General features: G+C 48.1%; 18 protein-coding genes. 8 read left to right on the top strand and 10 right to left on the bottom strand.

Annotated elements, in window-relative coordinates; all coding sequences use genetic code 11:
• Nucleotides 1-18: 18 nt before the first annotated feature.
• The 7 genes from zapD to nadC all read right to left on the bottom strand — a co-directional run bounded on the left by zapD (nt 19) and on the right by nadC (nt 7,086).
• Nucleotides 19-759 carry a cell division protein ZapD gene (gene zapD, locus B5D35_RS01350; protein WP_078750825.1) on the bottom strand — a complete coding sequence of 247 codons (741 nt, stop codon included), beginning with the start codon at nt 757-759 and terminating at the stop codon, nt 19-21.
• A gap of 12 nt (nt 760-771) precedes the next feature.
• Nucleotides 772-1,371: a dephospho-CoA kinase gene (gene coaE, locus B5D35_RS01355; protein ID WP_078750826.1), complete on the bottom strand. Its 600-nt coding sequence runs from the start codon at nt 1,369-1,371 to the stop codon at nt 772-774.
• On the bottom strand, nt 1,372-2,241 hold the full coding sequence (locus tag B5D35_RS01360; RefSeq protein WP_078750827.1) for a prepilin peptidase: 870 nt from the start codon (nt 2,239-2,241) through the stop codon (nt 1,372-1,374). It abuts the gene before it with no gap.
• A gap of 118 nt (nt 2,242-2,359) precedes the next feature.
• The gene (locus tag B5D35_RS01365) at nt 2,360-3,583 is read right to left on the bottom strand and encodes a type II secretion system F family protein (RefSeq protein ID WP_078750828.1); all 1,224 of its coding nucleotides are present in this window, start codon (nt 3,581-3,583) and stop codon (nt 2,360-2,362) included.
• 10 nt (nt 3,584-3,593) lie between these two features.
• Nucleotides 3,594-5,303 (bottom strand): type IV-A pilus assembly ATPase PilB, encoded by a 1,710-nt coding sequence (gene pilB, locus B5D35_RS01370; RefSeq protein ID WP_078750829.1) that lies wholly within the window; start codon nt 5,301-5,303, stop codon nt 3,594-3,596.
• Between the two features lie 230 nt (nt 5,304-5,533).
• Complete coding sequence (locus B5D35_RS01375; protein WP_078750830.1) at nt 5,534-5,968, bottom strand: pilin; 435 nt, start codon at nt 5,966-5,968, stop codon at nt 5,534-5,536.
• A 212-nt stretch (nt 5,969-6,180) separates the two neighbouring features.
• Nucleotides 6,181-7,086, bottom strand: coding sequence for a carboxylating nicotinate-nucleotide diphosphorylase (gene nadC, locus B5D35_RS01380; protein WP_078750831.1), 906 nt, complete (start codon nt 7,084-7,086; stop codon nt 6,181-6,183).
• Between the two features lie 186 nt (nt 7,087-7,272).
• Here nadC and ampD point away from each other — a divergent pair, with 186 nt between their 5' ends.
• From ampD to acnB, 8 genes are all read left to right on the top strand, one after another.
• Nucleotides 7,273-7,830 carry a 1,6-anhydro-N-acetylmuramyl-L-alanine amidase AmpD gene (ampD, locus tag B5D35_RS01385; RefSeq protein ID WP_078750832.1) on the top strand — a complete coding sequence of 186 codons (558 nt, stop codon included), beginning with the start codon at nt 7,273-7,275 and terminating at the stop codon, nt 7,828-7,830.
• A gap of 309 nt (nt 7,831-8,139) precedes the next feature.
• Entirely contained in the window at nt 8,140-8,913 is a 774-nt protein-coding gene (pdhR, locus tag B5D35_RS01390) for a pyruvate dehydrogenase complex transcriptional repressor PdhR (RefSeq protein ID WP_078750833.1), read from the top strand.
• Between the two features lie 105 nt (nt 8,914-9,018).
• Nucleotides 9,019-11,682, top strand: a complete 2,664-nt coding sequence (gene aceE / locus B5D35_RS01395) for a pyruvate dehydrogenase (acetyl-transferring), homodimeric type (RefSeq protein WP_078750834.1) — start codon at nt 9,019-9,021, stop codon at nt 11,680-11,682.
• 13 nt (nt 11,683-11,695) lie between these two features.
• A complete protein-coding gene (gene aceF / locus B5D35_RS01400) occupies nt 11,696-13,588 on the top strand; it encodes a pyruvate dehydrogenase complex dihydrolipoyllysine-residue acetyltransferase (RefSeq protein WP_078750835.1) in 1,893 nt (630 codons plus the stop codon).
• 218 nt (nt 13,589-13,806) lie between these two features.
• A complete protein-coding gene (gene lpdA / locus B5D35_RS01405) occupies nt 13,807-15,237 on the top strand; it encodes a dihydrolipoyl dehydrogenase (RefSeq protein ID WP_078750836.1) in 1,431 nt (476 codons plus the stop codon).
• A gap of 393 nt (nt 15,238-15,630) precedes the next feature.
• The gene (locus tag B5D35_RS01410; RefSeq protein WP_078750837.1) at nt 15,631-17,274 is read left to right on the top strand and encodes a methyl-accepting chemotaxis protein; all 1,644 of its coding nucleotides are present in this window, start codon (nt 15,631-15,633) and stop codon (nt 17,272-17,274) included.
• Nucleotides 17,275-17,447: 173 nt separating this feature from the next.
• Nucleotides 17,448-19,715, top strand: coding sequence for a patatin-like phospholipase family protein (locus B5D35_RS01415; protein WP_078750838.1), 2,268 nt, complete (start codon nt 17,448-17,450; stop codon nt 19,713-19,715).
• Nucleotides 19,716-19,942: 227 nt separating this feature from the next.
• Entirely contained in the window at nt 19,943-22,540 is a 2,598-nt protein-coding gene (acnB, locus tag B5D35_RS01420; RefSeq protein WP_078750839.1) for a bifunctional aconitate hydratase 2/2-methylisocitrate dehydratase, read from the top strand.
• 73 nt (nt 22,541-22,613) lie between these two features.
• Here the strand turns inward: acnB and B5D35_RS01425 are convergent, their stop codons facing one another.
• The 3 genes from B5D35_RS01425 to B5D35_RS01435 all read right to left on the bottom strand — a co-directional run bounded on the left by B5D35_RS01425 (nt 22,614) and on the right by B5D35_RS01435 (nt 26,301).
• Nucleotides 22,614-23,747 (bottom strand): glycerate kinase, encoded by a 1,134-nt coding sequence (locus B5D35_RS01425; protein WP_078750840.1) that lies wholly within the window; start codon nt 23,745-23,747, stop codon nt 22,614-22,616.
• Nucleotides 23,748-23,759: 12 nt separating this feature from the next.
• A complete protein-coding gene (locus tag B5D35_RS01430) occupies nt 23,760-25,025 on the bottom strand; it encodes a GntP family permease (protein ID WP_078750877.1) in 1,266 nt (421 codons plus the stop codon).
• Nucleotides 25,026-25,149: 124 nt separating this feature from the next.
• Nucleotides 25,150-26,301 (bottom strand): sugar diacid recognition domain-containing protein, encoded by a 1,152-nt coding sequence (locus B5D35_RS01435; RefSeq protein ID WP_078750841.1) that lies wholly within the window; start codon nt 26,299-26,301, stop codon nt 25,150-25,152.
• Between the last annotated feature and the right edge of the window lie 36 nt (nt 26,302-26,337).

Here is a 26,337-nt window from a genome sequence, read left to right on the forward strand (position 1 = left end):
TCTGTATATTGGTTGTATCTAGCAAACGGCCAGTCGAAGTGACATGGAGTCTGCGATGGTACGGCTTTCGTCAAATGGCATAAAGCGGACAGCAAAGCGCGATTTATGACCCGACACTAACGGGTAGGCATTGTAATCGGGCGATATCTGAATGCGAAGTAAATAGGCGCCATCAACGTCTTGTTGATAAAATCCATTGCTCACGGTGCAAGGTTGCATGACCGTGCTACCTCTGACTAAGCGAAGCCAAAACGTCAGCGCGTCATTTAGTGCATCTAGCGAAGATAGCCAGTGTACCGTATTGGATTGTTGGTGTGCCAATGGCAAACTCAGCCAATGATGAAGGGCAGGTAAGTCAAAGCTACATACTCCCCCTGGGATAGAAAAACGCTGACGAATAGAAGACAGAAACTTATCTTCTTTTAGTTTTTGTCCCAATCGAGGCGTCTGCAGTAATGCTTGTTGTCGTTGACGACTTTCACCCAGCAAGATTTTTAGCTGTTCCACATCAACATGAGGTACATCAAGCCAAGCTTCTAACTTGGCCCGTTGCTTTTCAAGATCTTTAATCAGATCCCCTTTCACTTGAACCTGCTCCAAGATCTCCATCAGATCAAACAGGCTTTTAAAGAACTGAGCCCACTGAGAGGTTTCCGAAACATCGGCCGCACGTTTTACCTGATCTAACAAGTACTCAAGCCGCAAATACACACGGACTTGCTCATTTAAAGGGTGCTCGTAAAGGGTGTCAGTGCTCATGGTGCTCTCAATTTACTGTATTGCCAGTTCAAGGTACTGAGCATGTAATGCGTCGATTTGAGGAATTAGCGCCTCATCATTCCCATCATTGTTCACGATGTCGTCGGCAATTGCTAGTCGCTGCGTGCGGCTCGCTTGCGCATTTAATATATTTTTCACCTGATCGTCACTGATGCCGTCGCGTTTACGTGTGCGCGCAATTTGTGTCTCTTCGGAGACATCAACAACCAGAACACGCTCGCACAGGGACTGAAGCCCGTTTTCAACCAGCAATGGCACCACTAAAAGGCAGTAAGGTGTATCACTCAGTTGTGTTTGCGTGATCATGGCTTCACGAATTTTGGGGTGTAGCAGTGCATTAAGCCACGCTTTGTCCTCAGGGTGTGAAAAAATGTGCTCGCGTAAAGCGCTGCGATTGAGCGTGCCGTCTGACGTGAGAATGTGACGACCAAACTTTTGAGCAATGGCGTTCAGCCCTTCGGTGCCGGGTTCGACAACTTGGCGAGCAATCACGTCGGCATCAATGATATCCATGCCTTTTTCAGCAAACATATTGGCAACCGTGCTTTTTCCGCTGCCGATGCCACCCGTAATGCCAATAACTAACGCCATTTAGTAACCCAGATAAGATGTTAAATACCAATGGATGATCTTATCGCCCCAGAGCAAACCGATCCACCCTGCAATAGCAAGATAGGGGCCAAATGAGAAAGGGGTTTCTTTGCCTGTGCCGTTAATACGCATCAGTGCGATGCCACCGATTGCACCAACGAACGAAGCAAGAAGAATAACCATCGGGAGTGTTTGCCAGCCAAGCCATGCCCCTAATGCGGCAAGGAGTTTGAAATCGCCATACCCCATCCCTTCTTTGCCTGTCAGTATTCTAAAGAGTTGGTAAACACTCCAAAGCGAGAGATAGCCTGCCATGGCGCCAATCACTGCGTCTTCAAGAGACACGGGAGACACACCAACGACGGCTAGCAAAATGCCTGCCCACATAAGAGGTAAGGTCATCTGATCGGGAAGAAGCATGGTGTCCATGTCGATAAAACAGAGCGAGAACAACACAAACGTGGCGAAAATAGCGGCCAGAGACCAATAGGAACCCGTTAGCGTAAATGCGGTTGTTCCCGCTAAAACAGCGGTCAGTAGCTCGATCAATGGATATCGTTTACTTATGGGGGTTTTGCAGTGTCGGCACTTTCCCCCAAGGACTAGCCAGCTTAAAACTGGCACGTTATCGATTGCCGTAACAGGGTGTTGGCAAGCAGGACAGTGAGAACGTGGCAGGCTTAAGTTAAATACTTTACCTTCAGGCGCAGATATTTCGTCAGGGAAACAGTCGTGACATTCTTGTCGCCACTGCCTCTCCATCATCTTTGGCAGTCGGTAAATCACGACATTGAGAAAGCTGCCGACGATTAGGCCAAACACAGAAGCAAATACTACAAAGAGACTCGGAGAGTCAAACAGCCAATTCATCACGATATTCCATGGTTAAGCGTAAACGAGGTAAAGCAAAGGAATATGATAACCAGTTGTGTTCACGCACTCTATGTGAAATCTGAACAAAAAAGAAATCTGAGACGCTGTTTGATTTTTATCCCAATACACTGATCAAATTAAACATTGGTAAATACATCGCAACGACTAAAGAACCAATTAATACACCAAGAACGATGATTATGAGGGGCTCTAGGATTTTTCCTAAGTTATCGACCGTATTATCGACCTCATCCTCATATATCCCCGCGACTTTGTTCAACATGTCATCCAGCGAGCCTGACTCTTCACCGATCATCACCATTTGCGTCATCATGTCAGGGAATTGCCCCGTTTCTTTGATTGAGCGGTGTAGAGGACGTCCCCCAGAAGTTTGCTGATACACGGTTTCAATCACTTTTTGATAATGCAGGTTATTCGCCGTTTTTCCGGCCGCAGCGAGGCCATTTAACAAAGGTATACCTGCGCTGAAGGTGGTGGCGAGGGTACGTGTGAAACGCGCAAGCGTCGCCTTGGTGAGTACGCCCCCAACAATGGGGATATGGAGAGAAAAACGGCTGACCTTGAGTCGAAACGCAGTGCTGCGTTTGTAATACGCGCGAAATAGCAAAGAGGCGATAACGAAAGCAAGGGCTGTGTATAGGCCATAATGTTGAACAAATTCAGAGAGTCCCAGCACTTTTAGCGTAAACCAAGGCAGTTCTGCATTAAAAGAGGCAAACACATCTTTAAACGTCGGGATGACAAATAGCAGCATGCCGATCGTCACAGCTAACACTAAAAACATCACGATGCTGGGGTAAATCATCGCTTTGACCACTTTCGCCCGTGTGGCTTCTTCTTTTTCTCGATAAACACTGATACGCGCGAAAATTTGCTCTAAACGCCCCGTCTGCTCACCGGTTGAGACTAGGTCGCAATAAAACTGGTCGAAAAGGGGGGAGCTGTTTTTCATGGCGATTGCCAGCGAAGCCCCAGCTTCAACGTGGCGATAAATATTGCTGATAATCAGCTTCATTTCCGCTTTCTTTGCACCTGCTTTCAGCAACTGCAAGGTTTCCCCTAGCGGCACGCCAGCTTCTAGCATGGTGGAAATTTGACGACTGAACAGGGTAATGTCTTTTGCTGTTGCCGCATTGCGTCGTTGTACAATTGCTGAAGGGCTACGTCGTTTTATTTTGGAAACTTGCACCCGTTGTTCTGCAAGCGCAATACGTGCTTCCTGTTCGTTAAAAGCCAGTATTTGACCTTTCACTTTTGAGCCTTTGGAGGTCAACCCTCGCCAATGAAAGGCATGAAGTTTCTGTTTGCTTGTCGCCATAATTTAACCTCTAGAGACTGATGACGCGCTGCAATTCTGTCAGGCTGGTAATGCCTTCATTCAGCTTTTCAATGCCCGCTTCTTGAAGCGATAGCGTACCGCTCGATGTGGCAATGTTTTGTAATCGTCCTGGCGTTGCGCCTTGGCCTATTGCTTCAGCAAGCTCGTTATCAATTTTCATTACTTCGTAAATACCCACGCGGCCTAAATATCCGTTGTTGCATCGATCGCAGCCATTGGTTTTAGCAGTGAAAAGACTGTCACGTTTGAGTGAGGGGTAATGGTGCTGGAGTGCCGAGAGTTGTTGGTCGTCGCTAAAGTGTGGCTCTTTACAGTGAACGCAGAGCCGTCTGGCGAGGCGTTGAGCAATGACAAGCGATAAAGACGCCGCAAGATTGTATGGCGCGACGCCCATATTCACGAGCCTGTTTATGCTCTCTACTGCTGAGTTGGTATGCAGTGTCGACAGTACCAAATGCCCGGTTTGTGCCGCTTTAATACCGATTTCAGCCGTTTCTAAATCTCGAATCTCGCCCACCATCACAACATCGGGGTCTTGTCGAAGGAAGGCGCGCAGTGCTTTGGCAAAGTCCAGTCCGATATCGTTGTTAATGTTCACTTGATTGATGCCGGGCAGATTGATTTCGACCGGATTTTCAGCCGTTGAAATATTCCGTTCGTCCGTATTGAGATACTTTAAGCCTGTGTAGAGCGACACTGTTTTGCCACTCCCCGTCGGCCCAGTCATCAATATCATGCCTTGGGGTTTATCCAAGGCTGACAAATAGTCGGCTTTTTGTTTTTCGTTATACCCCAGTTTATCGATGTCCAACCCGACACTGCCGCTATCCAAAATACGCAGTACCACTTTTTCCCCCCACAAGGTAGGCAGGGTGGAGACGCGCATATCTATAGAATTGGTGTTAGATAGCGTGAGCTTAATACGTCCATCTTGCGGCATTCGACGCTCAGCGATATTGAGCTTGGCGAGAATTTTCAACCGGGTTGATAGCCGCCTTGAAATGCCTGCTGGGGGAGAGCTATGAAGCTGCAACATGCCATCCAGACGAAAGCGGATGCGATAGGTGTCTTCAAAGGGTTCGAAGTGAATATCTGAAGCTTGTTTTCTTACAGCATCAAGGATGACTTGCTGAATATAGCGGCTGACTGGGGCTTCATCTGTCGCCAGTTCATCGACATCTTGCGCGTTGTCGAACTCTGCAAGCTCTTCAAGCTCGGAGTCTGAAACCGATGAGGAATCAGGCGTGATGGAAGACAGATTTTTGCCGTAGAGTTTTCGAAGTGCACCTTGTAATTGCTGATGTTCGAGAATCACAGGCTTAATCATTAAACCTGTTGCAAAGCGGAATTCGTCTTGTGCATTTAAATCTGTTGGGTCACTGACGCCGAGATAAAGCATCGCATCCTTGATCAGTAAAGGAAGGACGGTGTGATTGAGGCAGAGTGATTTTTTGTCTAGTTTTTCGCAGGTCGCAACGTATGGGTAGTCTCCAATATTGCTCAAAGGTTCTTTGAAATAGCCGCTGAGTATTTCCGCCAGAGATGCACTGGAAAGGACATGGTTTGCGATAAGGGCATCTGGAGCGGAACGGTTATCAAGCGTCATGGTATTTAAGGCTTGTGTCGCTTGCTCTTGCGAAACCGCTGAACTATGCAGAAGAAGTCTGATCAAGCTGGAATCTAAGGTTTCTGCATTCACAGGGGGAGGTTCCCTTCTCTATATATTGGTATAAGTATTTGGTATTACGTTATTCCTCCAATGTGAAACCATTTCGTTCATAATTCGAGGGAGTTTCGACGAGCGTCATGTCAGATGATGTTTAAGTTGTGCTGCTTTTGCTTTTGCTTTTGCTTTTGCTTTGGTGGGTTGGAGATGACTAAATGGAGGGAGGCTCCCCCCTCCATTTATTTGTGTTATCTAGTCAACGTTTATGGAGCTACGCACCCTTTCAGATCTTCAAGACCTGTTGTGTGGGTACAGGCCCAGCCAGTATTTGATTTAGTGTAAATGATAGTTTTTGTATCTAAAGAAGAAGTCGGGTTGAATGTTAGTGTAAGCGTACCGCCACTAACAAAAGCTTCATCACCTTCACCTGTAATAACTTGGGCCAGCTCCATACCACCTAAAGTAAGCATGTCGGCTTTACCACCCAGATCTGCCCAATCAGTATCCTCCGGAAATACGCCATTTTGCGCAAACGCATCAATATTGACCAACAGTGATTTCATGGTAGCAATGCCCGCCGTCGCATCTGCTTTTTTCGTGTAGTCCTGATACGCAGGCACGGCAATCGCAGTCAGTGCACCAATGATCCCAACAACAATCAACAACTCAATTAAACTAAAACCTTTTTGCTTTCTCATATTCTTCTCTCCTGTTTTTTAATACGCAATGAATTGCGTAAGTGGTTTCAAGATAAGACTGAATATGGCGGAGGAACAGCGGGATTGTGGGGTCTTTCGAGGCGTGGCAGCCTTTCATGTAACAAAAAATGAAGGGGACGAGGAAGAGTGTGACCGTTAGGTGATAATGCAGGCGTATTGCCCGCATTATCAGTAATTTATAGCAATCGTGATTACTTGAAACGCATGGAAAGATCCATGGCATTGATATGCTTTGTTAGTGCCCCGACAGAGATATAATCGACACCTGTATCGGCATAATCGCGAATGGTGTCTAACGCCACGTTACCTGACACTTCCAATGCAATGCGTCCGTTGTTTAGCGTCACGGCATCACGCATCATATCGGTAGTGAAGTTATCCAGCATCACAATGTCTGCACCCGCATCAATCGCTTGTTGTAATTCGTCCAGCGATTCGGTTTCCACTTCAACAGGTTTGCCAGGGTTAAGCTTTTTCGCCGTATCAACGGCTTGCTGGATACCGCCACAGGCGATGATGTGATTTTCTTTAATCAGGTAAGCGTCATACACACCGATGCGATGGTTATAACCACCGCCACAGGCCACCGCGTATTTTAGGGCATTGCGAAGACCCGGGATGGTTTTGCGGGTATCGAGCAAACGCGTCGTCGTCCCTTGCAACTTTTCAACATAGCGCGCAGTTTCGGTTGCACAGCCAGAAAGCGTCTGAATAAAATTCATGGCATTGCGCTCACCTGTCAGCAGGATGCGTGCAGGGCCTTCCAGTTCACACAGCACCTGATTCGGTTCAACCTTGTCACCGTCTTCGACCATCCAGCGAATGCTTACGTCGCCACCAAGTTGACGAAACACTTCATCAGCAAATGCTTTACCACAGAAAACCCCTTTTTCGCGGGTGATGATAGTGGCAGACGCATCGGTGAAAGCGGGGATTAAGCTTGCAGTGATATCTTGAGTGGCATCTAAATAGCCTCCCAAGTCTTCTTTTAAAGTATCTGCAACGCAACGAACGATGTCGCTTTTGAGCATTTCTTTCAGGTTTTCCAGCCGCTTTTGGCTGTCGTGAATGCGCTGTGCGCTGGAGAGTTCTGACATGGTGGTTCCATCACAGGTAAAACGAAAATTCTAACAGGTTAGCCCTGACTACTTTGGCTGCAAGTGTACATGTGAGAGGCAAAGAATGCGAGGCATGTAGCCATGAGGTTGCAAAGTGTTTAAGGCTTAGGTTTTTACGGAAAATGCGGTAAACTGTTGTTTTCCTGATGCTCAAAGGCATTGTGTATGTTAATTATCAGTGATCACATTCTGGACTCGGCTGTTTACCTCCCTTCTCCCCATTTTAATGAACGCCCGGATCCGAAAGATGTGTCATTGCTGGTGATGCACAATATCAGTTTGCCGCCTGGAGAGTTTGGTGGCCCGTATATTGAGCAGTTTTTTCAGGGAAATCTCACCTCTAGAGACCATCCGTATTTTGACGAAATCCGTCACCTCGACGTGTCGGCCCATTGCTTAATTAAACGCGATGGCTGTGTGATGCAATTCGTGCCTTTTGATAAACGCGCCTGGCATGCCGGCGTGTCGTGTTTTGAAGGCCGAGACCAATGCAATGACTATTCGATAGGTATTGAGCTAGAAGGAACGGATGATTTGCCGTATACCGATGAGCAATATCGGGTGCTCGCCTTGGTGACGGCGTCTCTGTTGCATCATTATCCGAAAATGACGGCCTCGCGCATCACGGGTCACGAATTCATAGCACCGAGTAGAAAGACAGATCCTGGGCCGTCATTTAACTGGCAGCGGTATCGACAATCGCTGGATACGAAGGAGATCTGACGATTTAGAACAGCAAACCCTGTAAATGGGAGTTGCCAAAATTCGCGTTTCTGTGAAACGGTGATGAGACTTTGCGTATTTTTCCATCGAAATGAGCAAACAAATTGGTCATACCATTGAGGTTGGATTGATTATTTCGCAAACGACATCTACTTGTAATTTCTATGACTTAAATCAAGTTTACGGTAGACAATAACAACACTATCTGGTAACTTTTTATGTGTTTGGTTATTGGTCTTACCAATTTACAAGACCGATGGATGGGATTAGACGCGCAGGATTTCCGGCGCCAGAAAATAAAGAAAAACGATGGCAATACAACGGATTCGTCAACCCAAACTGTCAGATGTTATAGAGAAAGAGCTGGAAAGCTTGATTCTGGAAGGCACATTGTCACCGGGGCAAAAATTGCCGCCGGAGCGCGAGTTGGCGCTACAATTTGATGTTTCTCGACCTTCGATTCGTGAAGCGATTCAACGACTGGAAGCAAAGAAATTACTCACTCGAAAGCAAGGTGGCGGCACCTTCGTCAGTGAACGCTTGTGGCAGCGTTTCTCTGAACCTTTGATTGAGTTATTGGCAGACCATCCAGAATCTCAACTCGATTTATTAGAATCTCGACACGCACTGGAAGGCATTTCAGCCTATTTTGCTGCATTACGAGGTACAGAAGAAGATTTAAACCGAGTGTGTCAGTGCCACGACCACATTCGGGAAGCTCAGCAACTTGGTGACTTAAAAGCGGAAGCCGCTGCTGTCATGCAATACCTGATCGCCGTAACTGAGGCATCACATAACGTGGTATTGCTGCACATCATGCGCAGCTTGGGACCGTTGCTGGAGCAAAACATTTTACAAAACTTTGAGTTACTAAATCGCCGTAAAGAAGTGGTTGATAAAGTAACCAGACACAGAGCCAATATTGTTCAGGCGATAACTGCAGGGGAGCCCGAAAAGGCCCGTCAGGCATCGCATGCACATTTGGCTTTTATAGAGGAAACCCTACTGGATCTGGGGCGAGAAGAAAGCCGACGTGAGCGCTCGCTTCGCCGGATACAGCAACGCAAGGACGAGTTGGAATAACGCTTCCTGACAGTTCAATTAAGTATTGGAGCTGTCAGGATGCGTTTTTTTCAGCTGCGACAACATTAGTTTTGTACGAGTCAATCAACGAAAGGATAGATCGCCATGTCTGAAGTCATGAAAAATGACGTGGACGCACTTGAGACCCAAGAGTGGTTAGAAGCTCTTGCATCAGTCGTTCGTGAAGAAGGTGTAGAACGTGCCCAATTCCTACTAGAGCAAGTTATGGAAAAGGCACGCCTTGATGGTGTTGATATGCCTACTGGCATCACCACCAACTATGTGAATACCATCCCTGCGGATAAAGAACCAGCATATCCAGGTGGCGTAAACCTGGAACGTCGTATTCGTTCTATCATTCGTTGGAACGCGATCATGATCGTGTTGCGCGCATCTAAGAAAGACTTGGATCTTGGTGGCCACATGGCGTCATATCAGTCTGCTTCTGCTTTCTATGAAGTGTGTTTTAACCATTTCTTCCGTGCGCCTAACGAGGTGGACGGTGGCGACTTGGTTTATTACCAAGGTCACATCTCTCCGGGTATTTACTCGCGTGCATTTGTTGAAGGCCGCTTGACTGAAGAGCAGCTAGATAACTTCCGTCAAGAAGTTGATGGTAAAGGTATCCCTTCATACCCACACCCTAAACTGATGCCTGAGTTCTGGCAGTTCCCGACCGTATCTATGGGGCTGGGTCCGATCTCTGCTATCTATCAAGCTCGCTTCCTGAAATATTTGGAAGGTCGTGGCCTGAAAGAAACCAATGCGCAACGCGTATACGCGTTCTTGGGCGATGGTGAGATGGATGAGCCAGAATCTCGTGGTGCGATCTCGTTCGCCGCGCGTGAAAAACTGGGCAACCTGTGCTTCCTGATTAACTGTAACCTTCAGCGTCTAGACGGCCCTGTAATGGGTAATGGCAAGATCATCCAAGAATTGGAAGGTCTGTTCAAAGGTGCTGGTTGGAACGTTATCAAAGTGGTTTGGGGCAGTGGTTGGGACAAACTTCTTGCGAAAGACACCACAGGTAAGCTTCTTCAGCTGATGAATGAAACTATCGACGGTGACTACCAAACATTTAAGTCTAAAGACGGCGCTTACGTTCGTGAGAACTTCTTTGGCAAATACCCAGAAACAGCGGCGTTAGTTGCTGACATGACGGATGAAGAGATCTTCGCACTGAAGCGCGGTGGTCACGAGTCATCTAAATTGTATGCGGCATTCAAAAATGCACAAGAGAACACAGATCGCCCAACTGTTATCCTAGCTAAAACCGTTAAAGGTTATGGCATGGGTGAAGCAGCAGAAGGCAAAAACATTGCGCACGGCGTGAAGAAAATGGACATGACACATGTTCAGCACCTTCGTGACCGCCTAGGCCTGCAAGATCTTGTTTCTGATGAAGACATGAAAGCACTTCCATACCTGAAGTTGGAAGAAGGCTCTGCAGAATACGAATACATGCACGCTCGTCGTAACGCGCTGCACGGTTACACGCCTAAGCGTTTGCCGAAGTTCACAGAAGAACTTGTTATTCCAGAAGTTGAAGAATTTAAGCCACTGCTTGATGAGCAGAAGCGCGATATCTCAACCACAATGGCGTTTGTTCGTACACTGAACATTCTGCTAAAAAACAAAGGCATTGGTAAGAACATCGTTCCTATCATTGCGGACGAAGCACGTACCTTCGGTATGGAAGGTCTGTTCCGTCAAATCGGTATCTACAACCCGCACGGTCAGGAATACACGCCTGAAGACCGTGGCGTTGTTTCTTACTACAAAGAAGCGACCTCGGGTCAGGTTCTGCAAGAAGGTATCAATGAACTGGGCGCCATGTCTTCATGGGTAGCAGCAGCGACTTCTTACAGCACCAACGATCTGCCAATGATCCCGTTCTACATCTACTACTCTATGTTCGGCTTCCAACGTGTGGGCGATATGGCGTGGATGGCAGGCGACCAACAAGCACGTGGCTTCCTACTGGGCGCAACAGCAGGTCGTACTACCTTGAACGGTGAAGGTCTGCAGCACGAAGATGGTCACAGCCACATTCAGGCGAACACTATCCCGAACTGTATTTCTTACGATCCAACGTTCGCTTACGAGCTAGCGGTTATCATGCAAGACGGTATCCGTCGCATGTACGGTCCTGAACAAGAAAACGTGTTCTACTACCTGACGCTGATGAACGAAAACTACGCAATGCCAGCAATGCCAGAAGGCGCTGAAGAAGGCATTCGTAAGGGTATTTACAAACTTGAGTCTTATGCTGGTGCGAACAAAATTCAGCTGATGAGCTCAGGCACCATCATGAATGAAGTACGCAAAGCCGCTCAAATCCTGAGCGATGAGTACGGTGTTGCTTCTGATGTTTACTCTGTTACCTCATTCAATGAGCTAACGCGTGAAGGTCAAGATGCAGAGCGCTTCAACATGCTGAACCCTAATGCTGAGCCAAAAGTTCCATATATCACTCAAGTGATGGGTTCTGAGCCAGCAATCGCAGTGACTGACTACATGAAGAACTACGCGGAACAAGTGCGTGCGTTCATGCCTTCTGAGTCTTTCAAAGTGCTGGGTACGGATGGCTTTGGCCGTTCAGACAGCCGTGAGAATCTGCGTCGTCACTTCGAAGTGAACGCAGGCTACGTTGTTGTTGCTGCGCTAAGCGAGTTGGCAAAACGCGGTGATATCGAGAAATCTGTTGTGGTTGACGCAATCCAGAAATTCGATATCGATACTCAGAAAGTGAATCCACTGTACGCGTAAGAGGCATAAATCAATGGCAATCGAAATTAATGTACCTGACATCGGTGCCGATGAGGTTGAAGTAACTGAGATCCTCGTTAGCGTTGGTGACAAAGTTGAAGAAGAGCAGTCGCTGATCACCGTTGAAGGTGACAAGGCGTCGATGGAAGTACCTGCATCACAGGCTGGTATCGTAAAAGAAATCAAAATCGCGGAAGGCGACACGGTTTCTACCGGTTCTCTGATCATGATTTTCGAAGCCGAGGGTGCAGCGCAAGCTGCACCTGCTCCTGCGGCAGAAGCAGCTCCAGTAGCAGCTCCAGCTCCAGCAGCAGCGGCATCTGAACTGAAAGAAGTTCACGTTCCAGATATCGGTGGTGACGAAGTAGAAGTTACCGAGATCATGGTTGCGATTGGCGACAGCATCGAAGAAGAGCAATCTCTTCTTACGGTTGAAGGTGACAAGGCTTCGATGGAAGTTCCTGCACCGTTCGCGGGTGTACTGAAAGAAATCAAAGTAGCTGCAGGCGATAAAGTGTCTACTGGCTCTTTGGTTATGATCTTTGAAGTGGCTGGCTCTGGCGCAGCGCCAGTTGCAGCAGCGCCTGCGGCTGAAGCACCAGTTGCTGCGCCAGCAGCGTCTGCAATGAAAGAAGTGCATGTACCTGATATCGGCGGCGACGAAGTTGAAGTTACCGAGATCATGGTTGCAATTGGCGACAGCATTGAAGAAGAGCAATCTTTGATCACTGTTGAAGGTGACAAGGCTTCGATGGAAGTTCCGGCACCGTTCGCAGGTGTACTGAAAGAAATCAAAGTAGCAGCAGGCGATAAAGTGTCTACTGGTTCTCTGATCATGGTCTTCGAAGTGGCGGGTGCAGCACCGGCTCCAGCAGCGGCAGCACCAGTTGCATCTGCACCAGCAGCGGCTCCAGCTCCTGTGGCAGCACAAGCGGCTCCGGTGGCGTCGGGTGATTTCGTTGAGAATGACGAATACTCACATGCATCTCCAGTTGTTCGCCGTCTGGCGCGCGAGTTTGGCGTTAACCTGTCGAAGGTTAAAGGTTCGGGTCGTAAGAGCCGTATCCTGAAAGAAGACGTTCAGAACTACGTGAAAGAGGCGCTTAAGCGCTTGGAATCAGGCGCAGCAGCGTCTGCATCTGGCAAAGGCGATGGCGCAGCATTGGGTCTACTGCCTTGGCCGAAAATTGATTTCAGCAAGTTTGGTGAAACTGAGGTTCAACCTCTGTCACGCATCAAGAAGATTTCTGGCGCGAACCTGCACCGTAACTGGGTAATGATCCCGCACGTTACACAGTGGGATAACGCTGACATCACTGAGCTGGAAGCATTCCGTAAAGAGCAGAACGCGATCGAAGCGAAACGCGATACGGGCATGAAGATCACCCCATTGGTGTTCATCATGAAAGCCGTTGCTAAAGCGCTGGAAGCGTTCCCAACGTTCAACTCTTCTCTGTCTGATGACGGTGAGAGCTTGATTCTGAAGAAATTCGTTAACGTTGGTATTGCGGTAGATACGCCAAATGGTCTAGTTGTTCCTGTCTTTAAAGACGTGAACAAAAAAGGCATTTACGAGCTGTCAGCTGAGCTGATGGAAGTATCGAAAAAAGCACGCGGCGGTAAGCTGACGGCAGCTGACATGCAAGGCGGCTGTTTCACTATCTCTAGCCTGGGTGGCATCGGCGGTACAGCATTCACGCCAATCGTGAATGCACCTGAAGTTGCAATCTTAGGTGTGTCTAAGTCTGAAATGAAGCCAGTGTGGAACGGTAAAGAATTCGCACCACGTCTACAGCTTCCACTGTCACTGTCTTACGATCACCGTGTGATCGATGGTGCTGATGGCGCACGCTTCATTACTTACCTGAACGAGTGTCTGTCAGACATTCGCCGTCTGGTACTGTAAGACAACACCCGATCGGCACTTGTCTGCATAAGACAGGTGCCGATTTGATGTATAGCTCACAGGCTATGGGTTTTTATTTTTCAGCTTGTTAACACGGCTGTAAAATGTTGGACCAACTAAGTGTCTTTCAATAAAAAGCACTTATCGTGAAACAAAACGGAACCAACATAAAAATAATTCTTAGCCTGTCAGGGATATAAGACTACAACGAGGTCAGAATGAGTAAAGAAATCAAAACCCAAGTCGTGGTGCTGGGTTCAGGTCCTGCTGGTTATTCAGCCGCATTCCGTTGCGCGGACTTGGGTCTGGAAACTGTTCTGGTAGAAAAGTACAGCACCTTAGGTGGTGTGTGCCTGAACGTGGGTTGTATTCCATCTAAAGCCCTGCTGCACGTAGCAAAAGTTATTGAAGAAGCCAAAGCGATGGCTGAACACGGTGTTGTTTTTGGTGAGCCAACGACAGACATCAACAAAATTCGCCTTTGGAAAGACAAAGTTGTTACCCAACTGACTGGCGGTCTTGGCGGCATGGCTAAGATGCGTAAAGTGAACGTGGTTAACGGCTACGGTAAATTTACCGGCCCTAACACCATCGTTGTTGAAGGTGCTGATGGTGCAACCACCATTAACTTTGACAACGCGATCATCGCTGCGGGTTCACGCCCAATCGAGTTGCCGTTTATCCCACATGAAGACCCACGTATTTGGGACTCAACTGACGCCCTGGAACTGAAAGAAATTCCAGAGAAGCTGTTGGTTATGGGTGGCGGCATCATCGGCCTAGAAATGGGTACCGTATACGATGCGCTGGGTTCTCAAATTGACGTGGTTGAAATGTTCGACCAAGTTATCCCAGCAGCAGACAAAGACATCGTTAAAGTCTTCACCAAGCGTATCAGCAAGAAGTTTAACTTGATGCTGGAAACCAAAGTTACTGCGGTTGAAGCGAAAGAAGACGGCATCTACGTAACAATGGAAGGCAAGAAAGCACCTGCTGAACCTACTCGTTACGATGCAGTGCTGGTGGCTATCGGCCGTGTACCAAATGGTAAACTGCTGGATGCAGAAAAAGCGGGTATCGAAGTTGATGAGCGTGGCTTTATCAACGTTGATAAACAACTGCGTACCAATGTTGCTCACATCCATGCGATCGGTGACGTTGTTGGCCAACCAATGCTTGCACACAAAGGTGTGCATGAAGGTCACGTAGCAGCAGAAGTTATTGCCGGTAAGAAGCACTACTTCGACCCGAAAGTCATTCCTTCAATCGCGTACACTGAGCCAGAAGTTGCTTGGGTTGGTAAGACCGAGAAAGAAGCGAAAGCAGAAGGTATCAACTACGAAGTTGCGACGTTCCCATGGGCTGCTTCTGGTCGTGCAATCGCCTCTGACTGTTCAGACGGTATGACCAAGATGATCTTCGACAAAGACACGCACCGTGTAATCGGTGGTGCAGTTGTCGGTACTAACGGTGGTGAACTGTTGGGCGAAATCGGTCTGGCGATTGAGATGGGTTGTGATGCAGAAGACATCGCTCTGACCATCCATGCGCACCCAACGTTGCATGAGTCTGTGGGCCTGGCTGCTGAAGTGTTTGAAGGTTCAATCACTGACCTGCCAAACGCAAAGGCTGTGAAAAAGAAGAAGTAACTTCTGACGTTTGAATATGAAAAAGCATCTCCAAGGAGGTGCTTTTTTTATGCCTGTTCCTATGTCAAAGGCCCCGCCTGTTTATTGCCTTGAGGTATGCAGTTAAACGAATGTCCCCTTAGAATCCATGTTACCTCGATTATTTATTCTTCGTTTTTAATGCAACATCATAGTTTTACTAAATTATGTTTTTTATCAATGAGCTAGTGCATTATTATTTCTTTGCTGAACATAGGGCTATTTTGTGAGCTTGTCTCGTCGTGAGTCCTGCAACAATGCGGTTATTTGTTGCTTTTAATTTACCACCACGTTTAAGCCTATGACTGTTCTGCCACCCTCTAGCCGCGAAAACCACGTTTTAACATCCTTTTTATTCCGTCTGCTGAGGGATTTATGCACTTTTTAAATCAATTTTCATTTCGTACGAAGCTCTTTATGCCCGTGGTGTTTGTCAGTATTGTTTTTATGTCGGTATTGGTAATGTCATACCAGACGTTTGGACGACAAGTTTCATTGAATAACGATCTGAACCTCAAGCTCAGACCCACCTATGAAAATGTGGAAGATGCATATCGAGACTTATACCAAGTACTGGGCAGCTTGGAAGGCATGTTGGCAAAAGGGGTCTCTCCTGATGTGGTGGATGCACAGCAATTTGAATTCGAAGACAACGCGCCTAAGGCACTACCGCGCCTAGAAAAGTTCCAAGTATTGATTGATTCGGGTTTGGTCGCCCCTTCTTTGCAGCAAACGCTGGACACGTTAACGTCGCGTGCAGATGCATGGATCTCTGATATTGAAACCCTGATCCGCAATCCTGACGAGGCGCAAGCTAACTACCGCAACCAACAAGTAGAGATAGCGAAAGGCTTTGAGGTCATTCGTGGTGACATCAAGGTACTCGAAAAAGCGATAGCAAAAGCACAAGAAGAGGTTTCGGCTGAAATCCAGTCGTCTACCGCTTTTGCGGAGCGCTTGATCCTTGGTGGCACGCTGACCGCGATTTTGCTCGCTATTCTTGGCTGTATAGCATTGGCTCGCTTATTGTTGAAACCCCTCAGGGAAATGGGCAGTGCGCTGGAAAATATTGCATCAGGTGATGGCGACCTTACACAGCGCTTGGATGTTTATAGCCAAGATGAAGTTGGTCAATTGGGCGCCTCTTTCAATTTGTTCGTCGAAAAGATTCAGAGAAGTATTCAACAAGTTATCGACGCATCGAATCACCTGAATGCGCAAATTAGCCAGATTGAAAAAGCAATCCGTAGCAGTGTTAATCAAACAGAAAGTCAGCAACGTGAAAGTGACATGATTGCAGCGGCTGTGCAGGAGATGAGCGCCAGCAGCACGCAAATCAGTCAGAACGCAACGGACGCAGCAGATGCAACACAGACCGCTACGCAAGAAATTGTGGCAGCGCAAGACAGTGTGGCGAGCACGGTTGGAGCAATGTCTGAGCTAAGAGGTACGATAGACGAATCTCAGGCAATGATCACCGCGTTAAATAATGATGTTGACCGTATCGCCTCAATCATTGATGTGATTCGCGGTATCGCAGAGCAAACTAACCTGCTGGCATTGAATGCTGCGATTGAAGCGGCACGGGCGGGTGAACAGGGGCGTGGTTTTGCTGTAGTCGCGGATGAAGTGAGAATGTTGGCGAACAAAACGCAGCAAAGCACGGAAGAAATCCGCGATATGATTGAGCGCTTGGAAGCGGGTACGAAAAAGGCTGTGTCTTCGATGGATAAAAGCAGTGAAGCGAGCAATGCGACCGTTACACGAGTCCAACAAACATCGGAGTACCTAGATGCAGTGTCCCACATGGTGTTGACAATTAATGACCAAAACAGCCAAGTGGCAGCCGCTTCGGAACAACAAAAAACGGTCTCTGAAGACGTTAACCGAAACATTCATGGCATCGTAGAAAACGGCAAAGCAGTGCACAAACATCTTGGTGATGTTGAACATATCTGTCGTGAACTGGCAGAAAAGAGTAAGCAGTTGGATGATGTTGTCGGTAGTTTTCGCGTCTAACAACACTTAACGGGATGAATGAGAAAGCACTCTGGAAGCAGGGTGCTTTTTTATTGATACAAAACCAGTTTCCTTACCAAATAACGGCTTTCTCTGACCTCAATTTCACCTCTCGATGGTATGGTGATTATCATATTTAAATCAGATGGCTTCGATCGTTAGGGCAGTGTTTCATGGTTTTCAGGATATTTCGTGGTTTTGTAGTCTCTCTAAGTGTACTTTTTTCGGCGGTATTGACCGCTTTACCCGCGGAGAGCCAGGAAACCCCAAATCGTCCAACCGTCGGATTAGTGTTGGGTGGCGGTGGCGCAAAAGGGGCGGCACACGTAGGCGTTTTGCGCGCACTGGAAGAAATGAAAATTCCAGTAGACTACATCGCAGGCACCAGTATGGGGGCCTATGTGGGGGGCTTGTATGCACTCGGCATGTCTGCGGAAGAGATTGAAGTGTTGATGGATCACACTGACTGGAATGCGGGCTATGTAGACCGTGTCTACCGAGGGGATCGTCGAATTCGCGACAAAGAGCACGAAGACCGTTACAACCTCTCTACTAATCTTGGTTTTGATTTAAAAAGCTTAAAAACACCCCAGGGTATTGTTCAGGGTCAGAATATGATCCGTATTCTCCGTGAGTCGACGGGGAATCCCCCAGTATTTTCCTCCTTCAATGAGTTAGTGATCCCGTTTCGTGCCGTCGCAACAGACATAGAGAAACTTCAACCGGTTGTAATTGGTGACGGTCAGTTAACGGAAGCAATGTTGGCGAGTATGGCCGTACCAGGCGCATTGCCTCCGGTTGAAATCCAGGGGCACTACCTTGTTGATGGTGGTCCTGTGAACAATATGCCCGTTGATGTTGCTAAAGCGCTTGGGGCGGATGTTGTCATTGCGGTCGATATCAGCACCGATTACGCCTCAGCCGCAGAGCTTGGATCTTATCTACAGGTCATGAATCAGCTGGTTAACTTTATGGTTCGCAATAGCACTGACGTGCAAATCGGCAATATGACCGACAGCGACATACTGCTGACACCGGATGTTGGGAACATGGAAACGACCGAATTTGACCGTATGCCAGAAGCGTTTGAAAAAGGCTATCAAGTCGCTTTGCAGAACAAAGAAAAACTGACAAAACTGGCACTTACTTCGGGCGAGTATCAACATTATGTCGAGGCAAAACAAGTCAGACGTCGGCAGATGTTGCACGGCGACATGTTATCTATCGATCAGATTGTACTGAATAACGATACTAGCTTTTCCGATGATGTGCTGACTGAAAGGTTAGACTTACAACTGGGTAAAATGAACTCTAAAGAGCTTGAGAAATCCGTTCGTAACCTTTATGCGCTCGACCGCTTTGAAACTGTGCGCTATCACGTTGAGCAGAAAGGCAAAGAGAACGTCTTAGTTGTCGATGTGAAAGAGAAAAATTGGGGGCCAAATTTCGTCGATTTTCGTTTTTCTCTTGAAGACAATTTTGAGTCAGACACCAATTTTTCGGCAGGGTTTAGCATTAATTCTACGGGGCTGACGGAGAATGGTGCTGAGCTTAGAACCACCTTTGAAATAGGGACGGACAAACGCGCGCAAGCCGAGTTTTACTTACCGTTTACCGCTGATCAGTTGTTTTTTGCAGAGGTGTTAGGTGGGTTTGAAGTGCGAGAAAGAAAAGAGTTTTACCGCTCTCCCGAACCAACACTGGAAGAGGTGGATTTCACCTTGTCAACGCGCTACAGCGAAGTGCGGGGGGACATCGGCATTGGATGGCAACCTAAACTCTGGAGTGAGTTTAAGTTGGGTTATCGTTATATCAAAGGTGAGGAAGAATTCTCGGGTGGTTTGTTAGAGCAGAACTACACCCGCGAAATGCCGTATTTTAGCATCACACTCGATACCCTAGATAATCGCGTTTTCCCGAACAGAGGTGGGTATTTCCTTACGTCGCTAGGTTATGCAAGAGATACGTTGAAAGACGACAGTCAATCTTCATCAGAGTCGATGGTGTTTAACAGCACAGGTATTTACGCAGAAACGTGGGGCAAACACACGCTCTACGGGAAAGCCAAATACGGCACCATCAATGAACGTGTTGGCAATGTGCTTATTGAGCCTCATGAACTGGGTGGTTTTTTAAACCTTTCCGGTATACCGAAAGATTCGTTGTGGGCAAACAACATTGCATTTGGAGCGGTCGTTTACCGCTATCGACTTCTGGACAATGACTTTGGTGTATTCACATCACCCGTCTATTTGGGCGCATCACTGGAATATGGTGGAGTGTGGAACAACCCCGATTTTTCGCTTAAAGATGTACCGTTTTGCGCGGCAGGCAGTATATTTGCTGGGGTAGATTCCCCCTTGGGACCGATGATCATCGCCTATGGTCGTACAGAAAACGATCTCGATTCGTTCTATTTTATAGTCGGATCCCAGTTCTAAAGGACAGATTTAGAGAAAGCACAGTGTGCTTTCTCTACAATGAATCGAATGTTTCATTCCATGGCTGGAATTTAATATTTGGTTAAAAAGTGATAACATGCCAGCTTCGTCATGCAGGTACATTAGAAAGATAGTTAGCCCTACACTTCAAACGCGTACCTGTGAACCGAGCTTACTTCCAAGGATGTCTGACCGTGAAGGGCAGACCGTAATATGAGGAAAATGTCGTGCTTGAAGCCTACCGTAAACACGTCGAAGAACGTGCCGCTCAGGGCATCGTCCCTAAACCATTAGACGCGGAACAAACCGCGGGTTTGATCGAACTGCTTAAAAACCCACCTGCTGGTGAAGAAGCGGTACTCGTCGATCTTCTTGAAAACCGTATTCCACCTGGTGTTGATGAAGCCGCGTATGTAAAAGCTGGCTTTCTGTCTGCAGTTGCAAAAGGTGAAGCAAGCTCTCCGCTGGTTAGCAAAGAAAAAGCGGTAGAACTTTTGGGAACGATGCAAGGTGGTTACAACATTGAATCACTGATCGCGCTGCTGGATGATGACGCGCTTGCGCCAATCTCCGCGAAAGCACTTTCTCACACATTATTGATGTTTGATGCTTTCTATGACGTTGAAGAAAAAGCGAAAGCGGGCAATGCGCATGCAAAGCAAGTCATGCAATCTTGGGCCGATGCAGAATGGTTCTTGTCTAAGCCAAACGTGCCTGAGAAAGTCACACTGACCGTATTCAAAGTCACTGGTGAAACCAACACCGATGACTTGTCACCAGCACCTGATGCATGGTCTCGTCCAGATATTCCATTGCACGCATTGGCAATGCTGAAAAATGAACGTGACGGTATTAATCCAGACCAAGCGGGTGTCGTAGGCCCAATCAAACAAATCGAAGCGCTTCAGGAGCAAGGCCACCAACTGGTTTACGTGGGTGACGTTGTTGGTACTGGTTCTTCACGTAAGTCAGCGACTAACTCTGTACTTTGGTTCATGGGAGATGATATCCCGAACGTACCAAACAAGCGTGCAGGTGGCTTCTGTCTGGGTGGTAAGATTGCCCCAATCTTCTTCAATACGATGGAAGATGCTGGTGCACTGCCTATCGAACTTGATGTTTCTAAGCTCGATATGGGTGATGTCATTGACGTTTATCCGTTCAAAGGCGAAGTGCGCAGCAATGCGAGTGACGAACTGCTGTCGACTTTTAAACTGAAAACAGACGTGTTGTACGATGAAGTACGCGCGGGTGGTCGCATTCCATTGATCATCGGTCGTGGTCTGACTGATCGTGCACGCGAAGCGCTGGGTCTGGCACCTTCTGAGGTGTTCCGCCGCCCGCAAGCGGTCGCAGACACAGGTAAAGGCTACACACTCGGCCAAAAAATGGTGGGTAAAGCGTGTGGTGTAGAAGGTATCCGCCCGGGTACTTACTGTGAGCCAAAAATGACGACCGTAGGTTCTCAGGATACCACTGGCCCTATGACCCGTGATGAACTTAAAGACCTTGCATGTCTGGGCTTCTCAGCTGATTTAACCATGCAGTCGTTCTGTCACACTTCCGCGTATCCAAAACCGGTTGACGTTAATACGCATCATACCCTGCCAGATTTCATTATGAACCGTGGCGGTGTTTCTCTGCGTCCGGGTGATGGTGTTATCCACTCATGGCTTAACCGTATGCTACTTCCAGATACAGTTGGTACCGGTGGTGATTCGCATACACGTTTCCCTCTAGGGATTTCGTTCCCAGCAGGTTCTGGCTTGGTTGCGTTTGCGGCAGCAACAGGTGTGATGCCTCTGGACATGCCAGAGTCAATTCTGGTTCGTTTCAAAGGTGAAATGCAACCAGGTATCACTCTGCGCGATCTGGTTCATGCGATCCCTTACTACGGCATCAAACAAGGTCTGTTGACCGTTGAGAAAGCGGGCAAGATCAATGCGTTCTCTGGCCGTATTCTTGAAATTGAAGGTGTTGATCATCTGACCGTTGAGCAGGCGTTCGAACTGTCAGATGCATCGGCAGAGCGTTCTGCTGCTGGCTGTACGGTCAAGCTATCTCAAGAATCTGTTGCTGAGTACCTGTCTTCTAACATCGTGATGTTGAAGTGGATGATCAGCGAAGGTTATGGCGATCGTCGTACCATCGAGCGTCGCATTTCAGCGATGGAAGCGTGGCTTGCGAATCCAGAACTGATGGAAGCAGATAAAGACGCAGAGTACGCAGAGGTGATCGAAATCGATCTGGCTGACATTAAAGAGCCAATTCTGTGTGCGCCAAACGATCCGGATGATGCGCGTTTGCTTTCTGACGTGGCGGGTGACAAGGTTGATGAGGTCTTTATCGGCAGCTGTATGACCAACATTGGTCACTTCCGTGCTGCGGGTAAGCTTTTGGACAAATTCGGCGGTACGTTAGAAACGCGTCTTTGGGTTGCTCCACCAACTAAGATGGACCGCGACCAACTGACCGAAGAAGGCTACTACGGTATCTTTGGTCGTGCGGGTGTGCGTATCGAAACACCGGGATGTTCACTGTGTATGGGTAACCAAGCGCGTGTTGCCGATAAGGCAACGGTTCTGTCTACATCTACACGTAACTTCCCGAACCGTCTGGGTACAGGTGCGAATGTTTACCTGTCTTCTGCGGAATTGGCGTCAGTGGGTGCCATCATTGGTCGCATCCCAACGGTTGAAGAGTATCTGGAATACGCGAAACAAATCGATGCAACCGCAGCCGATACGTATCGCTACCTGAACTTCCACCGCATGGATCAATACACCAAGAAAGCCGATGAAGTGATCGTTCAAACCGCGGTATAACGCAGTTTTCGTCATCGTGTAATATGAAAAAAGCCTCCAAATATGGAGGCTTTTTCGTGTCTATTTATAATGTTTACAGTTTTAAACTCAGCAATCGCGCTACGTTGGCTGCGGTGTTTTCAACATTCACCGCGCCTTCGCGAAGGGCTTCTTCCAGAGAAACCGAACGTGGCACCACGCTGAATACGGCATCGATACCGTGCTCATGTACGATATCAACATCGTTAGACAGGCAGCCCGCAATGCCAATGACTGGCAGGTTGAACTGCTTAGCACAACGCGCCACACCGATTGGCGTTTTACCGTGAACAGTTTGACTGTCCATGCGGCCTTCACCGGTGATCACCAGATCGGCGTCTTTCAGTTGTTCTGACAAATTCACCGCGTCCATTACAATGTTGATGCCAGGACGAAGGTCAGCATTGAAGATACCCATCAACGCTGCTCCCATGCCACCAGCAGCGCCGGCACCCGCATTGTTTTTTACATCACGACCCAGTTGCGCCGCCATTAGATCGGCGTAATGAGACAGGTTTGCGTCCAGCTTCATAACCATGCTTGGTGTCGCGCCTTTCTGCGGGCCGAAGATGGCGGATGCGCCTTTTTCGCCGCACAACGGATTATCCACGTCGCATGCTACTTCAAGCTTAATGTCTTTCAGTAGTGCATCTATTTGTGAGCAGTCAATGGTGTATAAGGTTTCTAGTGCGCCCCCGCCGTGGCCAATACTTTTGCCCTCTTTATCCAGCAGTTTCACACCCAGAGCTTGCGCCATACCTGCGCCGCCGTCGTTGGTTGAACTGCCACCGATACCAACAATCAGATGTTTAGCACCGTACTCTATTGCGGCTTTGATCAGTTCACCTGTACCAAAACTGGTGGTGATCAACGGGTTGCGCTGAGAAGGTGGAACCAGATGTAAGCCTGATGCCGCAGCCATTTCGATAACCGCGGTTTCTCCGTCGCCCATCAGGCCGAAGAAACCTTCTACTGGCGTACCCAAAGGGCCGGTTACGACGACATCGATGATGCGGCCCCCGGTTGCATCAACCAACGACTGGACCGTACCTTCGCCACCGTCGGCCATTGGCAGTTTCACGATATCAGCATCAGGCATAACACGACGGAAGCCATTTTCAATTGCAACGGCAACCTCCATTGCTGACAGGCTTTCTTTATAAGAATCAGGGGCAATAACAATTTTCATCAGCAATGTCCTTTATACAAACAGACCAAATACACCAAAGATAAGGGTAGAAATCAGCGCAATCACAAAACCAACCGCGGATTCATAAGGGATGAGCTTCAAACGCTCTTTCATGTCCATGTGAACCGCACCGCCTGTGGCGTGGAAGAAGCTTCCGTGAGGCATATGGTCAAAGACGGTGGCACCCGCATGGATCATTGCAGCACCGGCCAAAGCCGGTACACCTAATTCAAGGATAGTGTTGGCAAATACGCTACTTGCTACGGCAGTACCTGCGGTTGTTGATGCTGTTGCCAATGACATCAGTGCACCCGAGAACGGTGCCAGCAGGTAAGAAGGCAATCCAGAAGAGGTCAAAATATCGATAAGACCGCTTTTAAGCCCTGAGTTCGCGATGATGCCTGCAAGGGTACCCGTACCCAGCAACATCACAGCGACCGGAGCCATACGGTTCAAGCCTGACACTGCAAAATGGTTGGTTTCACGGCCGCGACGCATCGCCAGTGCACCGAGCAGACCACCCAGAGGAAGAGCGATCAGTGGGTCGATGTTAATTCCAGCAATTGGGCGAAGCGCCAGCAGAGAGATTGCTACCATAGGCGCGACAATGGCTGCGCCGAATGAAGGCAGGCGGCTCATATCAACTTTTACAACTTCGTGTTCGGCAACCTTACTTCCGCGATTAACGAGCTTTAGCGCAATAAAGTAAGCGGCTACCAGTCCAAATAAACCTGGAATAACACCTGCCGCCATCACAGAGGTGAGGGGAACGTTGAATGCGTCAGCGGCAGCAATGGCATTTGGGTTTGGCGACATCACGTTGCCGGCTTTACCGCCGCCAACCATGGCGAGCAGAATGGCCATTTTTGAAAGATCAGCGCGACGTGCAATCGCCAGTGCAATCGGTGCAACCGTAATAACCGCAACATCCACGAATACGCCAACGGCGGTCAGAATCATGGTTGCGACTGCCAGTGCCAGAAGGGCACGGGTTTCACCGACTTTCTTAACAATGGTTTCGGCGATGGTGGTCGCGGCACCGGATTCAATCAGAACGCCAGCCAGCACACCCGCGGCAAGAATGCGAAGTACAGCAGTCACAATGCCTTGTGCACCACCAATCATCAGTGAAACCGTGTCTGTTAGGGACACGCCGCCGACGATACCACCAACAAGCGCACCGATGATCATGCCGTACGCAGGCGGGACTTTTCTTAATATCAGGGTAATAGAAACGATTAAGGCAGCGAGGGCGCCTAGGGTGGAAACTTCGGTCATCTCATACATCTCAGCTGAAACGAAAAACTGACGGCACTTTACGCCGTCTTCGGATGAGGAGCTTTAGACAGATGTCTGAATTTACATGGGTGAAATGAAGACTATTTTGTGCGCTTGCACAAAACTAGTGGCTGCGCTGCCACTTCAAGAAGGAAAGATAGAGACTGGTTTTGTCTTCTAACTTGTTGATATCAAATAATGTAATCTCATTAATACGTTGCAGTCGATAGCGAAGCGTATTTCGGTGAATATGCAGCTTTTCGCACGTATGAACTAAATCACAGTTTTGATCAAAATATACAGTGAGGGTTTTCAGTAAGGTGCCCCGACTGTCTTCCCCCTGCAATCGTAGCATGGGTTCTAGTAGTTGCTTGGTACGCCAATCATCTTCCGGCATGGCACTTAACAGCACTGGAAGAGTATGATCTTTGTAGTAAATCACGGTATCGCTTGGCGTGCTGGCTTCAAGGGTGGCACTTGCGGTTTGATATGAACGCGCGAGGCCTTTTAGTGTGGGGAAATAGCCACCGTAGGCAATCTGCACGCTAAATGCTTTTTGCTCGGCAATTCGTTTCAGCAGTTTTCGGACTTTCTTTTCTTCGGTTGTGCGAGACCATTCGCCATTTTCTATTGCGATAGGCTTTAACACCACAATTTCATTGCGTGACACTGACGTGATTCCGACCAGATTGTCACGCTCTGGGTATTCCAGCATGTGCACCATTTTCTGGAGGTGCTCCAGAGAAAGGGCGTCGGTTTTATTGGGAATGAGTTTGAAAAGCGTGGCCACTCTTGGCTGCTCTAGATCCAAGTCCAAGCGTTGTGCAATTGAGACGAGTTGGCCCGCATTGAGTTCTGACTCGCGGATGAGCTGTAAAACCAGCTCCTCTCGATGGCGTTTATCCCACTGCATTTGGGAGATAAATGCCGCCTGCTCAACAATAAGTTCAGCCGTCATTTTCACAAGTTCGCCAAAACTTCTTACCGTGTCTGGCTTTCCTGAAATACCGACGACACCAATGGCAACGCCGTTAAACATGACAGGAAGATTGATACCGGGCCTGACGCCCATCAGTAGGTTTGAGGCGGCGTCATCGATTTCCACCACACGGTTTTTTGTCAACGCTAAAAGCGCACCTTCGTGTTTTTGATGCAAACGGCTTAGATCGCCGGAGCCTATAATTAACCCCTGTTCATCCATGACATTGACGGAATGACCAATGATTTTCATCGTCCTTTCGACGATTTGGCGTGCGATCATGGTATTGAGTTGCATTGGGTCTAAAGATCCTGAAAATGAGCTGACTTTTAA

Origin of the sequence: Enterovibrio nigricans DSM 22720, assembly GCF_900167155.1 — a bacterium.
GTDB lineage: Bacteria > Pseudomonadota > Gammaproteobacteria > Enterobacterales > Vibrionaceae > Enterovibrio > Enterovibrio nigricans.

Coding starts and splice junctions, on each gene's coding strand:
- zapD (WP_078750825.1), bottom strand. CDS start 759: ATGAGCACTGACACCCTTTACGAGCACCCTTTAAATGAGCAAGTCCGT.
- coaE (WP_078750826.1), bottom strand. CDS start 1,371: ATGGCGTTAGTTATTGGCATTACGGGTGGCATCGGCAGCGGAAAAAGC.
- B5D35_RS01360 (WP_078750827.1), bottom strand. CDS start 2,241: ATGAATTGGCTGTTTGACTCTCCGAGTCTCTTTGTAGTATTTGCTTCT.
- B5D35_RS01365 (WP_078750828.1), bottom strand. CDS start 3,583: ATGGCGACAAGCAAACAGAAACTTCATGCCTTTCATTGGCGAGGGTTG.
- B5D35_RS01375 (WP_078750830.1), bottom strand. CDS start 5,968: ATGAGAAAGCAAAAAGGTTTTAGTTTAATTGAGTTGTTGATTGTTGTT.
- nadC (WP_078750831.1), bottom strand. CDS start 7,086: ATGTCAGAACTCTCCAGCGCACAGCGCATTCACGACAGCCAAAAGCGG.
- ampD (WP_078750832.1), top strand. CDS start 7,273: ATGTTAATTATCAGTGATCACATTCTGGACTCGGCTGTTTACCTCCCT.
- pdhR (WP_078750833.1), top strand. CDS start 8,140: ATGGCAATACAACGGATTCGTCAACCCAAACTGTCAGATGTTATAGAG.
- aceE (WP_078750834.1), top strand. CDS start 9,019: ATGTCTGAAGTCATGAAAAATGACGTGGACGCACTTGAGACCCAAGAG.
- aceF (WP_078750835.1), top strand. CDS start 11,696: ATGGCAATCGAAATTAATGTACCTGACATCGGTGCCGATGAGGTTGAA.
- lpdA (WP_078750836.1), top strand. CDS start 13,807: ATGAGTAAAGAAATCAAAACCCAAGTCGTGGTGCTGGGTTCAGGTCCT.
- B5D35_RS01410 (WP_078750837.1), top strand. CDS start 15,631: ATGCACTTTTTAAATCAATTTTCATTTCGTACGAAGCTCTTTATGCCC.
- B5D35_RS01415 (WP_078750838.1), top strand. CDS start 17,448: ATGGTTTTCAGGATATTTCGTGGTTTTGTAGTCTCTCTAAGTGTACTT.
- B5D35_RS01425 (WP_078750840.1), bottom strand. CDS start 23,747: ATGAAAATTGTTATTGCCCCTGATTCTTATAAAGAAAGCCTGTCAGCA.
- B5D35_RS01430 (WP_078750877.1), bottom strand. CDS start 25,025: ATGACCGAAGTTTCCACCCTAGGCGCCCTCGCTGCCTTAATCGTTTCT.
- B5D35_RS01435 (WP_078750841.1), bottom strand. CDS start 26,301: ATGCAACTCAATACCATGATCGCACGCCAAATCGTCGAAAGGACGATG.